The sequence below is a fragment of the Pseudomonas sp. TE21394 genome, assembly GCF_054057835.1.
On sequence record NZ_JBSRZR010000001.1, the window covers coordinates 2,092,278 to 2,105,377 of the forward strand.

The 13,100-nt window shown below is 64.7% G+C and carries 11 protein-coding genes and 1 pseudogene; 10 read left to right on the top strand and 2 right to left on the bottom strand.

What is annotated here, in order from left to right:
• Positions 1-15: 15 nt before the first annotated feature.
• Positions 16-336, bottom strand: a complete 321-nt coding sequence (locus ACVWZT_RS09705; RefSeq protein WP_296232539.1) for a cell division protein ZapA — start codon at positions 334-336, stop codon at positions 16-18.
• A complete protein-coding gene (locus tag ACVWZT_RS09710) occupies positions 333-515 on the bottom strand; it encodes a TIGR02449 family protein (protein ID WP_170034340.1) in 183 nt (60 codons plus the stop codon). The genes ACVWZT_RS09705 and ACVWZT_RS09710 overlap by 4 nt, the downstream gene beginning before the upstream one ends.
• A gap of 184 nt (positions 516-699) precedes the next feature.
• Here ACVWZT_RS09710 and ACVWZT_RS09715 point away from each other — a divergent pair, with 184 nt between their 5' ends.
• From ACVWZT_RS09715 to gcvP, 10 genes and pseudogenes are all read left to right on the top strand, one after another.
• The gene (locus tag ACVWZT_RS09715; protein WP_225779697.1) at positions 700-1,254 is read left to right on the top strand and encodes a YecA/YgfB family protein; all 555 of its coding nucleotides are present in this window, start codon (positions 700-702) and stop codon (positions 1,252-1,254) included.
• 20 nt (positions 1,255-1,274) lie between these two features.
• Positions 1,275-2,609, top strand: a complete 1,335-nt coding sequence (pepP, locus tag ACVWZT_RS09720; protein ID WP_457469094.1) for a Xaa-Pro aminopeptidase — start codon at positions 1,275-1,277, stop codon at positions 2,607-2,609.
• Entirely contained in the window at positions 2,606-3,805 is a 1,200-nt protein-coding gene (gene ubiH / locus ACVWZT_RS09725) for a 2-octaprenyl-6-methoxyphenyl hydroxylase (RefSeq protein WP_457469095.1), read from the top strand. The genes pepP and ubiH overlap by 4 nt, the downstream gene beginning before the upstream one ends.
• Positions 3,802-4,287 (top strand): DUF4442 domain-containing protein, encoded by a 486-nt coding sequence (locus ACVWZT_RS09730; RefSeq protein WP_296232542.1) that lies wholly within the window; start codon positions 3,802-3,804, stop codon positions 4,285-4,287. The genes ubiH and ACVWZT_RS09730 overlap by 4 nt, the downstream gene beginning before the upstream one ends.
• Before the next feature lie 9 nt (positions 4,288-4,296).
• A pseudogene (locus tag ACVWZT_RS09735) lies at positions 4,297-5,515 on the top strand (2-octaprenyl-3-methyl-6-methoxy-1,4-benzoquinol hydroxylase).
• Between the two features lie 106 nt (positions 5,516-5,621).
• Positions 5,622-6,623 carry an extracellular solute-binding protein gene (locus ACVWZT_RS09740; RefSeq protein ID WP_296232546.1) on the top strand — a complete coding sequence of 334 codons (1,002 nt, stop codon included), beginning with the start codon at positions 5,622-5,624 and terminating at the stop codon, positions 6,621-6,623.
• Positions 6,624-6,784: 161 nt separating this feature from the next.
• Complete coding sequence (locus ACVWZT_RS09745; RefSeq protein WP_296232548.1) at positions 6,785-8,407, top strand: ABC transporter permease; 1,623 nt, start codon at positions 6,785-6,787, stop codon at positions 8,405-8,407.
• Between the two features lie 125 nt (positions 8,408-8,532).
• Positions 8,533-9,615, top strand: a complete 1,083-nt coding sequence (gene gcvT / locus ACVWZT_RS09750) for a glycine cleavage system aminomethyltransferase GcvT (protein ID WP_457469096.1) — start codon at positions 8,533-8,535, stop codon at positions 9,613-9,615.
• A gap of 51 nt (positions 9,616-9,666) precedes the next feature.
• Positions 9,667-10,050, top strand: coding sequence for a glycine cleavage system protein GcvH (gene gcvH, locus ACVWZT_RS09755; RefSeq protein ID WP_457469098.1), 384 nt, complete (start codon positions 9,667-9,669; stop codon positions 10,048-10,050).
• Between the two features lie 123 nt (positions 10,051-10,173).
• Entirely contained in the window at positions 10,174-13,047 is a 2,874-nt protein-coding gene (gene gcvP, locus ACVWZT_RS09760) for an aminomethyl-transferring glycine dehydrogenase (protein ID WP_457469100.1), read from the top strand.
• The last annotated feature ends 53 nt before the right edge of the window (positions 13,048-13,100 follow it).

The window sequence follows — 13,100 nt, forward strand, 5'->3', positions numbered from 1 at the left end:
GCCAGTATACCAACCTCAGCCGATTTTGGTATCCGCATCGTCGGACAGCGCCTGGTCGACCCGCTCCAGCAGGTCGCGCACCTGTTCGCGGGTGGTGCCGCCAGCCGGCGCATCGTTGCGCTCGTCCTGGCGGTGCAGCATTTCGTGGGTGATGTTCAACGCAGCCATGACCGCGATGCGGTCGGCGCCGATCACCTTGCCGCTGCTGCGGATCTCGCGCATCTTGCCGTCCAGGTAGCGCGCCGCGCTGACCAGGTTGTTGCGCTCTTCCGGCGGGCAGATGATCGAGTATTCCTTGTCGAGGATCTGCACGGTGACGCTATTGCTTGAACTCATGAGTCTTGCTCCAGAGCCTTGAGGCGTAAAATCATCGACTCGACCTTGCGCCTGGCGATCTCGTTCTTTTCGATGAGGTGGGCGCGCTCTTCGCGCCAGGATTTTTCCTGAGCTACTAGGAGTGCATTTTGCCGTTTTAGTTGCTCGACGCGTTGGATCAGCAACTCGAATCGGCTCATCAGTGCCTGCAGGTCGTTCTCTTGCGTGGGTTGCACTCGATTCGCTCCGTCGTTGAGTCACCGTGGCGATGTGATGCCTCTGCCCGGGCGGCGACGGCCAGTGCCGATGGTCTTGGCGCGCCTGCCGGTGCTAGGATACAAGGTCTCCATTCTAGTCATTGCGCCGTCTGGCGCCTAGCTGCCCATGCCCAATACCCAATCGCCTTACGTTGCCTTCGCCATGCTGCTGTCCAGCAATGGCCATCCTGTCACCCCGGCCGAACTGCACGGCCTGCTGATCGGCCGCAGTTGCGCCGGTGCCGGCTTCGACGCCGAAGGCTGGCTGGCCGATGCCGCCCAGCTGCTGGAAACGGAGCCTGGCGACACTGTGCGCAACGCGCTGGTCGGCCTGCAGGAAATGGTCAAGGGCGAGCTGACCAGCGACGACATGGCGATCGTCCTGCTGCTGCCTTCCGACGACGCCGCCCTGGGCGACCGCGCCACCGCGCTGGGCCAGTGGTGCCAGGGCTTCATTACCGGGTTCGGTCTGAATGCCGGTGGCAAGGACCTGTCCAGCGAGGCCAAGGAAGTGCTGCAGGACCTGGTGGCCATCTCCCAGGTCCAGGAAGCCCTCGAAGAGTCCGAAGACGGCGAGAGCGACTACATGGAGGTCATGGAGTACCTGCGTGTGGCGCCGTTGCTGCTGTTCTCCGAGCTGGCCAAGCCGGCCGCTCCCGCGCCCAAGCCATCGTTGCACTGATCAACCGGGGTAGTCTGCCCATGAGCCACATTCCCAAGGCCGAATATGCCCGTCGGCGCAAGGCGCTGATGGCGCAGATGGTCCCCAACAGCATCGCCATCCTGCCCGCCGCCGCGGTTGCCATCCGTAACCGCGACGTCGAGCACGTGTACCGCCAGGACAGCGACTTCCAGTACCTCAGCGGCTTCCCCGAGCCGGAGGCGGTGATTGCGCTGATTCCGGGGCGCGAGCATGGCGAATACGTGCTGTTCTGCCGTGAACGCAACCCCGAACGCGAACTGTGGGATGGCCTGCGCGCCGGCCAGGAGGGCGCGGTGCGCGACTTCGGCGCCGACGACGCTTTCCCCATCACCGACATCGACGAGATCCTGCCGGGCCTGATCGAAGGCCGTGAGCGGGTCTACAGCGCCATGGGCAGCAACCCTGAATTCGACCGCCGGCTGATGGACTGGATCAACGTGATCCGCTCCAAGGCACGCCTGGGCGCCCAGCCGCCGAACGAGTTCGTTGCGCTGGATCATCTGCTGCACGACATGCGTCTGTATAAATCAGCGGCGGAAGTGAAGGTGATGCGCGCTGCCGCAGACATCTCGGCACGCGCCCACGTGCGGGCCATGCAGGCCTGTCGAGCCGGGCTGCATGAATACAGCCTGGAAGCCGAACTGGATTACGAGTTCCGCAAGGGCGGGGCGAAGATGCCGGCCTACGGCTCGATCGTCGCGGCCGGGCGCAATGCCTGCATCCTGCATTATCAGCAGAACGACGCCCCGCTCAAGGATGGCGACCTGGTGCTGATCGACGCCGGCTGCGAGATCGACTGCTACGCCAGCGACATCACCCGTACCTTCCCGGTCAGCGGGCGTTTTTCGCCCGAGCAGAAGGCCATCTACGAGCTGGTGCTCAAGGCCCAGGCCGCGGCGTTTGCCGAGATCGCCCCGGGCAAGCACTGGAACCACGCCCACGAGGCGACCGTGCGGGTCATCACCGAGGGCCTGGTGGAACTGGGCCTGCTCGAAGGCAAAGTGCAGGAGCTGATCGACAGTGAGGCTTACCGCGCCTTCTACATGCACCGCGCCGGGCACTGGCTGGGCATGGATGTGCACGACGTGGGCGAGTACAAGGTCGGCGGCGAATGGCGGGTGCTTGAACCCGGCATGGCGCTGACCGTCGAGCCGGGCATCTACATCGGTGCCGACAATCAGGCCGTGGCGAAGAAGTGGCGCGGCATCGGTGTAAGAATCGAGGACGATGTGGTAGTGACCAGGCAAGGCTGTGAAATCCTGACTTCGGGTGTGCCGCGCACGGTCGCCGAGATCGAGGCGCTGATGCAGGCTGCGCGCAAGGACGTCGCATGAACCGGGTGAACCTGGCGATCATCGGTGGCGGCCTGGTCGGGGCAAGCCTGGCGCTGGCCCTGCAGGCCGGGGCCAAGGCGCGCGGCTGGAATATCCTGCTGATCGAGCCGTTCGCCCCCGGCGACAGTTTTCAGCCCAGCTACGATGCGCGCTCGTCGGCGCTGTCGTTCGGCACCCGGCAGATCTACCAGCAGTTGGGCTTGTGGCAGGTGATCGAGCGCCGCGCCGAGCCAATCCGGCAGATCCATGTTTCCGACCGTGGCCGCTTCGGCGCTACTCGCCTGGATGCCCAGGAAGAAGGCGTGCCGGCGCTGGGCTACGTGGTGGAGAACGCCTGGCTGGGCCAATGCCTGTGGCAAGGGCTGGACAGCGAAGTGGTGAGCTGGCGCTGCCCGGCGGAAGTGACCTCGATGCAGGCAATCGAAGGTGGCTACCGGTTGATGCTGAACGACGACACCACGCTGGAATGCGACCTGGCGGTGCTCGCCGACGGCGGTCGCTCCGGCCTGCGTGAACAGCTGGGCATCCATGTGCGCCACACGCCTTATCAACAAAGCGCGTTGATCGCCAATATCACCCCCGGCGAGGCCCACGGCGGCCAGGCCTTCGAGCGTTTCACCGAAGACGGCCCCATGGCCTTGCTGCCGATGCCGGAAAACCGTTGCGCCCTGGTCTGGACCCGCCAGGGCATGGATGCGCGGCGCCTGGCCGATATCGACGAGCGCCATTTCCTGCGCGAGTTGCAGGCAGTGTTCGGCTACCGCCTGGGCGCGCTGCGCCAGGTCGGCGCGCGGTACCTCTATCCGCTGTCGCTGATCGAGTCCGAGGAGCAGGTGCGGCCGCATCTGGTGGTGCTGGGCAACGCCGCGCACAGCCTGCACCCCATCGCCGGGCAGGGCTTCAACCTGTCGCTGCGTGACGTGCAGGCGCTGGCCGAGGCACTGCTGGCCGGCCCGCAGCGGCCTGGCGACCTGACCACCTTGCTGGCTTATCAGCAGCGCCAGCGCCTGGACCAGGCCCTGACCATCGGTTTTTCCGATCAGGTTACCCGCCTGTTTGGCAGCAGCCAGCCGTTGCTGGCTGCCGGACGAAACTTCGGGCTGCTCGGGCTCGACCTGCTGCCGCCGGCGAAAAGCTGGTTTGCCCGCCAGGCCATGGGCCTGGGTACCCGCCCCGATTCGCGGGGGCAGCCATGACCGGTGATGCGCGCCGGCTGGCGCGCCGCGCGCGCCTGTTGCGCTGGCGCCTGAACCTGTTCCCGCCGCACCTCGGTGCCGGTATCCGCGTGCAGCACATCAGCGCAGACCTGCGTAGCGTCAAGGTGGCGATGAAGCTGACCCGCTGGAACCGCAACTACGTCGGTACCCAGTGCGGCGGCAGCCTGTACGGCATGGTCGACCCGTTCTACATGTTGTTGCTGATCGAGCAGCTGGGACGCGACTACATCGTCTGGGACAAGGCCGCCAGCATCGATTTCATTTCACCGGGCAAAGGCCCGGTGTATGCCGAGCTCCACGTCGATGACGCGTTGCTGGACGAGATCCGTCAGCAGACCGCCACCGGCAAGAAGTGCCTGCCGCGGCTGCAGGTCGATATTCGCGACGGCGCCGGCGAGCTGGTGGCGCGGGTCGATAAAACCCTATATGTGCGGCTCAAGCCGCAAGCGAGGCTGGCGTAAGGCATGGAAATGCGCGCAGATTTGTTGATTGTCGGTGCCGGTATGGTCGGCAGCGCCCTGGCTCTGGCGTTACGCCACAGCGGCCTGCAAGTCCTCTTGCTCGACGGTGGCCCGCTGGCGGTCAAGCCGTTCGATGCCCAGGCCCCGTTCGAACCGCGTGTCAGCGCGCTGTCGGCGGCCAGCCAGCGCATCCTCGAGCGCCTGGGTGCCTGGGATGGCATTGCCCGGCGGCGTGTCACGCCGTACTCGGACATGCATGTATGGGATGGCAGCGGTACCGGCCAGATTCACTTCTCGGCCGCCAGCGTGCATGCCCAGGTACTTGGCCATATCGTCGAGAATCGGGTGGTGCAGGATGGCCTGCTGGAGCGCCTGCATGACAGCGACATCGGTCTGCTGCCCAACGCGCGGCTCGAACAGCTGCGCCGCTCGGGCGATGAATGGCTGCTGAGCCTGGCCGATGGCCGCCGGCTGCGCGCGCCGCTGGTGATTGCGGCCGACGGCGCCAACTCGGCAGTGCGGCGCCTGGCTGGCTGCGAAACCCGCGAGTGGGATTACCTGCACCAGGCCATCGTCACCAGCGTGCGCTGCAGCGCCGGGCACCAGGCCACGGCCTGGCAGCGGTTCACCGATGAAGGGCCGTTGGCGTTCCTGCCGTTGACCCGCGATGGCCAGCAGGACTGGTGCTCGATCGTCTGGTCGACTACGCCGGAGCATGCCGAGCAGTTGATGGCATTGGATGAAGTGGCCTTCGTGAAGGCCCTGCAGCAGGCGTTCGAGGGGCGCCTGGGGGATGTGCTGCAGGCCGACCCGCGGGTGTGCGTGCCACTGCGCCAGCGCCATGCCAAGCGCTATGTGGATGAAGGCCTGGCCTTGATCGGCGATGCTGCGCATACCATTCACCCGTTGGCTGGGCAGGGTGTCAACCTGGGCTTTCTCGATGGCTGCCGTGCTGGCCGAGGTGCTGGTCAGTGCCTGCGAGCGTGGCGAGCGGCTGGCGGATGTGAAGGTGCTCAGCCGTTACGAGCGCCGACGCATGCCGCACAACCTGGCGCTGATGGCAGCGATGGAAGGGTTCGAGCGGTTGTTCCAGGCCAATCCGCTGCCGTTGCGCTGGTTGCGTAACACTGGCCTGAAGCTGGTGCAACAGATGCCGGAGGCCAAGGCGCTGTTCGTGCGCCAGGCGTTGGGCTTGAGTGGTGATCTGCCGGAATTGGCCAAGGCTTGAGATTGTCGGGGCCGCTTTGCAACATCCAGTAACGGCTAGGTAGATGAGCCGGAAAATGGGATTCACTACCATTTGCGCCTCTCACACGATCCGAGGAGCGCTTTCCATGTTGCCACGCAAGCCCCTACTGGCCGCCCTGGCCCTGACATTGTTGGGCGGCACTGCCCAGGCGGCGGAAGAAGTGGTGGTGTACTCCTCGCGTATCGACGAGCTGATCAAGCCGGTGTTCGATGCCTATACCGCCAAGACCGGGGTGAAGATCAAGTTCATCACCGACAAGGAAGCCCCGCTGATGCAACGCATCAAAGCCGAGGGTGACAACGGCGTGGCCGACCTGCTGCTGACCGTCGATGCCGGCAACCTGTGGCAGGCCGAGCAGATGGGCATCCTGCAGCCGATCAAGTCCGAGACCATCGACCAGAACATCCCGCCGCAGTACCGCGCGTCGTCGCATGACTGGACCGGCCTGAGCCTGCGCGCGCGCACCATCATCTATTCCACCGAGCGGGTCAAGCCGGAGGAGTTGAGCACCTATGAAGCGCTGGCCGACAAGCAGTGGGAAGGCCGCCTGTGCCTGCGTACGGCGAAGAAGGTGTACAACCAGTCGCTGACTGCCACCCTGATCGAGACCCACGGCGAGGCGAAGACCGAGCAGATCGTCAAAGGCTGGGTCAACAACCTGTCCACCGACGTGTTCTCCGATGACAACGCAGTCATCCAGGCCATCGAGGCCGGCCAGTGCGACGTGGGCGTGGTAAACACCTATTACTACGGTCGGCTGCACAAGCAGAACCCGGAACTGCCGGTGAAGATCTTCTGGCCCAACCAGGGGGACCGTGGCGTGCACGTGAACCTCTCCGGCATCGGCCTGACCAGGCATGCGCCACACCCGGAGGCGGCGAAGAAGCTGGTGGAATGGATGACCGGTGAAGAGGCGCAAAAGCTGTTTGCCGACATCAACCAGGAGTTCCCGGCCAACCCGAAGGTCAAGCCATCGGACGAAGTGGCAGCGTGGGGGAGTTTCAAGGCCGACAGCATTCCGGTGGAAATCGCCGGCAAGCGCCAGGCTGAAGCGATTCGCTTGATGGACCGGGCTGGCTGGAACTAAGCGCCAGGCTTTATCCTTCAGGGGCCTGCAAGGGCCTCCTCGCGGCTAGTTACGCTCCCGCAGGAACTGCACAGGATTCAGGCATTGTGCGTTCCCTGTTGGAGCGGGTCCTAGCCGCGAACGACCGCACAGCGGTCGCCATCGCACTCGAGAATTCAGCCTTGCCCCACACCCCGCAACGCCGCTGGTACCTCCCGGTCGTCCTGACCGCCGCCCTGGTGCTCCTGCCCCTGAGCGTGCTGCTGCTGTCGTGGCAGTCGATCGACCTGCAGATCTGGTCGCACCTGCTCGACACCCAGATGAGCCGCCTTTTGGGCAATACTTTGACGCTGGTGGCGGGTGTTGGCATTGGCGTCACCCTGCTGGGCGTCAGCCTGGCCTGGCTGACCAGCCTCTGCGAGTTCCCCGGCCGGCGCTGGCTCGATTGGGCGCTGATGCTCCCGTTCGCGATTCCTGCCTACGTGCTGGCGTTCGTCTTCGTCGGCCTGCTGGACTTCGCCGGCCCGGTGCAAAGTGCCTTGCGCGAGGTGTTCGGGCCCATGCGCCTGCCGCGGGTGCGCTCCACCGGTGGGGTGATCATCGTGCTGGTGCTGGTGTTCTACCCCTATGTCTACCTGCTGGCGCGCACTGCCTTCCTGGCCCAGGGCAAGGGCCTCATGGAGGCGGCCCGGGTGCTCGGTCTGTCGCCCTTGCAAGCCTTCTGGCGCGTGGCGCTGCCCATGGCGCGGCCGGCTATCGGTGCCGGGATCGCCCTGGCGCTGATGGAAACCCTGGCGGATTTCGGTGCCGTGGCGGTGTTCAACTTCGACACCTTCACCACCGCCATCTACAAGACCTGGTACGGCTTCTTCAGCCTGTCCAGCGCAGCCCAGCTGGCCAGCCTGCTGCTGCTGGCGGTGATGCTGGTGCTGTACGGCGAACGCCGGGCACGGGGCGCCAGCCGCAGCGGCAATGAGCGGCCGCGCGGCCAGGCGCTGTACCACCTGCGCGGGGTCAAGGCGTTGCTGGCCAGTGGCTGGTGCCTGCTGGTGTTTGCCTGCGCTTTCATCATCCCGCTGCTGCAACTGCTGACCTGGTTCTGGCAGCGTGGCCGACAGGACCTGGACGAGCGTTATGTCGGCCTGGTCCTGCATACCCTGTACCTGGGCGGCATGGCAGCACTGGTCACGGTGAGCGTGGCGCTGCTGCTGGCCTTCGCAAGGCGCCAGGCGCCGACGGGGACTATTCGCGCTGGAGTCGGGCTGGCCAACCTGGGCTACGCCTTGCCCGGGTCGGTGCTGGCGGTGTCGATCATGCTGGCCTTCAGCTACCTCGACAACCAGCTGGTCATCCCGCTGTCCAGCTGGCTGGGTGGGGCCGGCAAGCCGCTGTTGCTGGGCAGTCTTGCCGCTTTGCTGCTGGCGTATCTGGTGCGCTTCATCGCGGTGGCCTACGGGCCGCTGGAAAGCAGCCTGGAGCGTATCCGTCCGTCACTGCCCGAGGCGTCGCGCAGCCTGGGTGTCGGAGGCGTGGGATTGTTTTTCAAGGTGTATCTGCCGCTGCTGGTACCGGGTGCCCTCAGCGCCGCCTTGCTGGTATTCGTCGATGTACTCAAGGAAATGCCGGCGACCCTGCTGATGCGCCCGTTCGGCTGGGACACCCTGGCCGTGCGGGTGTTCGAGATGACCAGCGAGGGTGAGTGGGCGCGTGCATCGCTGCCGGCGCTGACCCTGGTGCTGGTGGGACTGCTGCCGGTCATCGGCCTGATCCGCCGTTCGGCCCGTCGACCCGGTCACAGTCGCTAAGGGTGTCAGCCCGCGCCCTTGCGGCTACAATGCGCGGCACTCGCGCGGCGGGTCCTACACAAGAAGAGCTGACGACCTAACGTCATCGACCGCCGCCGCTTCGCCACGCCCGGAAGGAGAAACCCATGGGACAGCGCACGCTTTTGTATGACCTGCACCTGGCGCTGGGCGCCAAGACGGTCGATTTCGGTGGCTGGGACATGCCCCTGCACTATGGCTCGCAGGTCGAGGAGCACCATCAGGTGCGCAGCGATTGCGGGGTATTCGATGTTTCCCACATGACCGTGATCGATGTCGACGGCAGTGACGCTACTGCCTGGTTGCAGCGCCTGCTGGCCAACGATGTAGCCCGCCTCGACGATATCGGCAAGGCGCTGTACAGCCCGCTGCTGCAGGAGCAGGGCACTGTCATCGACGACCTGATCGTCTACCGCACCGAAACCGGCTACCGTCTGGTCACCAACGCCGCCACCCGGGCCAGGGTACTCGATTGGCTGGCAGTACAGCGTACCGGTTTTGCCGTGGATTTTCGGGTCCGCCCTGACCTGGCCATCCTCGCCATCCAGGGGCCGCATGCGCGCGAGAAGGTGGCCGCCTTGCTCAGCCCCGCGCGCGCCGCGCTGATTCGCGAACTGCGCCCGTTCGAGGGCATCGCCGAAGGCGACTGGTTCATTGCCCGCACCGGTTATACCGGTGAAGACGGCCTGGAGATCATTCTTCCTGGCGAGCAGGCCGTGGCCTTCTTCAACGACCTGGTCGGCGCCGGTATTGCCCCAAGTGGCCTTGGCGCCCGCGACACCCTGCGCCTGGAAGCCGGCATGAACCTGTACGGCCAGGACATCGACGAAACGCACACACCGCTTACCTCCAATCTGGGCTGGAGCATTGCCTGGCAGCCAGCCGAGCGCAACTTCATCGGCCGTGCCGCCCTGCTGGCGGAAATCGAACAAGGTGTGCAGGAAAAACTGGTCGGCCTGGTACTGGAGGAGCGCGGCGTATTGCGCGCCCACCAGGTGGTCCGGGTGGCGGGGATTGGCGAAGGGGAGATCACCAGTGGTAGTTTCTCGCCTACGCTGAGCAAGTCCATTGCCCTTGCACGCGTACCCATGGCCACCGGCGACCGGGCCGAGGTGGAAATTCGCGGTAAGTGGTACCCGGTGCGGGTGGTCAAACCGACCTTCGTGCGCCACGGCAAGATCCTGATCTGAACCATTTATAACCGGCGGGCGTACCGCTGAGCCAATCGAGGAATTCAAGACATGAGCGATATCCCTAGCGAACTGCGTTTTGCCGAAAGCCATGAGTGGGCCCGCCTGGAAACCGATGGCACCGTGACCGTGGGTATCAGCGACCACGCCCAGCAAGCCCTGGGTGACGTGGTATTCGTCGAACTGGCCGAGGTCGGCAAGGTGTTCGGCGCTGGCGACGCTGCCGGTGTGGTCGAATCGGTGAAGGCCGCCTCGGACATCTACGCCCCGGTGGCTGGCGAAGTGATCGCGGTCAACGATGAGCTGGCCGACAGCCCGGAACTGCTCAATGAGAACCCTTACGGGGCGTGGATCTTCAAGCTGAAGCCAAGCAACCTGGCCGAGCTGGACAAGCTGCTGGATGCTGCAGGCTACAAGGCAACGATTGGCGAGTAACCGAGGGATTCTTGGGGCTGCGAAGCAGCCCCGACGTTGAGATCAAGTTTCCCCGCACAATCGGCAATCCCTTCCTAGACTTGTAAGTCTCCATGAGAGCTGGCCTAGGAAGAGAGCGTCGTCATGTCCCAGTCGCCATCCCTGCATCAACTGCAAGAGCCCAATCCTTTCCTGCATCGCCATCTGGGCCCCGATGCTGCCGAGCAGCAGGCCATGCTCAACGCGCTTGGCGTTGCCAGCCGCAGTGAGCTGATCGAGCAGACCGTACCGCCGGACATCCGTTTCGATCGCCCGCTCGACTTGCCCGCTGCGCTGGACGAACAGGCCGCCTTGGCCAAACTCGCCGGCTACGCCGAACAGAACCAGGTCTGGACCAGCCTGATCGGCATGGGTTACCACGGTACCATCACGCCCACGGTCATCCTGCGCAACGTGCTGGAAAACCCCGGCTGGTACACTGCCTATACCCCCTATCAACCCGAAATCGCCCAAGGTCGGCTGGAGGCGTTGCTGAACTTCCAGCAGATGGTCATCGACCTTACCGGGCTGGCCCTGGCCAATGCCTCGCTGCTCGACGAGGCGACTGCCGCCGCCGAAGCCATGGCGTTGGCCAAGCGGGTGGCGCGAAACCAGAGCAATGCATTCTTTGCCGACGAGCATTGCCACCCGCAGACCCTTTCGGTGCTGAAGACACGGGCGGAGGGGTTCGGCTTCGAGCTGATCGTCGACTCTGTGGATAACCTTGGCAAACACGCGGTATTCGGTGCTTTGCTGCAGTACCCCGACACTCATGGCGAAGTACGCGACCTGCGTCCGTTGATCGACCAGTTGCACAGCCAGCATGCACTGGCCTGCGTGGCAGCGGACCTGCTCAGCCTGGTGGTGCTTGCGCCGCCGGGGGAACAGGGTGCCGACGTGGTACTGGGCTCGACCCAGCGCTTTGGCGTGCCAATGGGTTACGGCGGCCCCCACGCGGCCTATTTCGCTTGTCGCGACGACTACAAGCGGGCGATGCCGGGGCGCATCATCGGCGTGTCACGCGATGCGCGTGGCAACATCGCCCTGCGCATGGCCTTGCAAACCCGCGAGCAACATATCCGCCGCGAGAAGGCCAACTCCAACATCTGCACGGCGCAGGTGCTGCTGGCCAACATTGCCGGCTTCTACGCGGTTTACCATGGCCCTGAAGGCCTGCGACGCATCGCCCAGCGCGTGCATCGGCTGACCTTCATCCTGGCAGCCGGCCTCGAAGCCAAGGGGATCCCGCGGCTTAACCAGCATTTCTTCGACACGCTTACTGTGGAGGTAGGCGGCGCCCAGGCGGCCATTATCGAAAGCGCCGAAGCTGCGCAGATCAACTTGCGTATTCTCGGCCGCGGGCGTCTCGGTGTGAGCCTCGACGAGACCTGCTCGGAGCAGACGGTACTGCGCCTGTTAGACATCTTCCTGGGGGTGGATCACGGCCTGGACATTGCCGCTCTCGACCAACTCGCCCTGCCTGAAGGGATTCCAGCGAGTCTGGTGCGGCGCACGCCATTCCTTGCCCACCCGGTATTCAACCTGCACCACAGCGAAACCGAGATGTTGCGCTACCTCAAGCAGCTGGAGAACAAGGACCTGGCGCTGAACCAGTCGATGATCCCGCTGGGCTCGTGCACCATGAAACTCAACGCCACCAGCGAGATGATCCCTATCACCTGGCCGGGCTTTGCCCAGTTGCACCCGTTTGTCCCGGCCACCCAGGCCACCGGTTACAAGGCGATGATCGACGAACTGGAAAGTTGGCTGTGCGCCATTACCGGCTTCGATGCCATCTGCATGCAGCCCAATTCCGGTGCCCAGGGTGAATATGCCGGCCTGATGGCCATAACCCGCTACCACCGCAGCCGTCACCAGCCGCAACGCACCTTGTGCCTGATCCCGTCGTCAGCCCACGGTACCAATCCGGCCTCGGCGCAGATGGCCGGCATGGAGGTGGTGATCGTTGATTGCGATGACCATGGCAACGTTGACCTAGCCGACCTCAAGGCCAAGGCGCATGCCGCCGCAGACCGCCTGTCGTGCCTGATGATCACCTACCCGTCGACCCACGGTGTATACGAAGAGGGCATCCGCGAAATCTGTGAAGTGGTGCATCAGCACGGCGGCCAGGTGTACATGGACGGTGCCAACCTCAACGCCCAGGTGGGCTTGGCACGCCCAGCGGATATTGGCGCCGACGTTTCCCACATGAACTTGCACAAGACCTTCTGCATCCCCCACGGCGGTGGTGGCCCCGGCATGGGCCCGATCGGCATCCGCGAGCATCTCAAGCCGTTTGTCGCCAGCCACCCGGTGGTGCCGGTGCCCGGCCTGGACCCGAACAACGGTGCGGTAAGCGCCGCCCCCTGGGGTAGCGCGAGCATCCTGCCGATCAGCTGGATGTACATCGCCATGATGGGCCCGCAGCTGGCTGATGCCAGCGAAGTGGCGATCCTTTCGGCCAACTACCTGGCCAGCCAGTTGAGCGGCGCCTTTCCGGTGCTCTACCGTGGTCGCAACCAGCGTGTGGCGCATGAGTGCATCCTTGACTTGCGGCCGTTGAAAACGCTGACCGGCATCAGTGAAGAGGACGTGGCCAAGCGCCTGATGGATTACGGCTTTCATGCGCCGACCATGTCCTTCCCGGTGCCGGGTACGCTGATGGTCGAGCCCACCGAGAGTGAGTCGAAGGCCGAACTGGACCGGTTCGTCGAGGCGATGCTGGCGATTCGCGCAGAAATCGGCGAAGTGCAGGAGGGTAACTGGCCGGCGCAAAACAATCCGCTCAAGCATGCGCCGCATACGCTGGCTGACGTGCTCGGGGCGTGGGACCGGCCTTATAGCCTGGAGCAGGCGGTGGCACCCAGTGGTCACGTACGCCAGCACAAGTACTGGCCGGCGGTGAACCGGGTCGACAACGTTTATGGGGACAGGAATCTGTTCTGTGCTTGTGTGCCGGTGGAGGCTTATCGCTGATTGTGGTTTGCCCGTGCCGGCCTCTTCGCGGGCCCGCTCCCACAGGGCTTGTA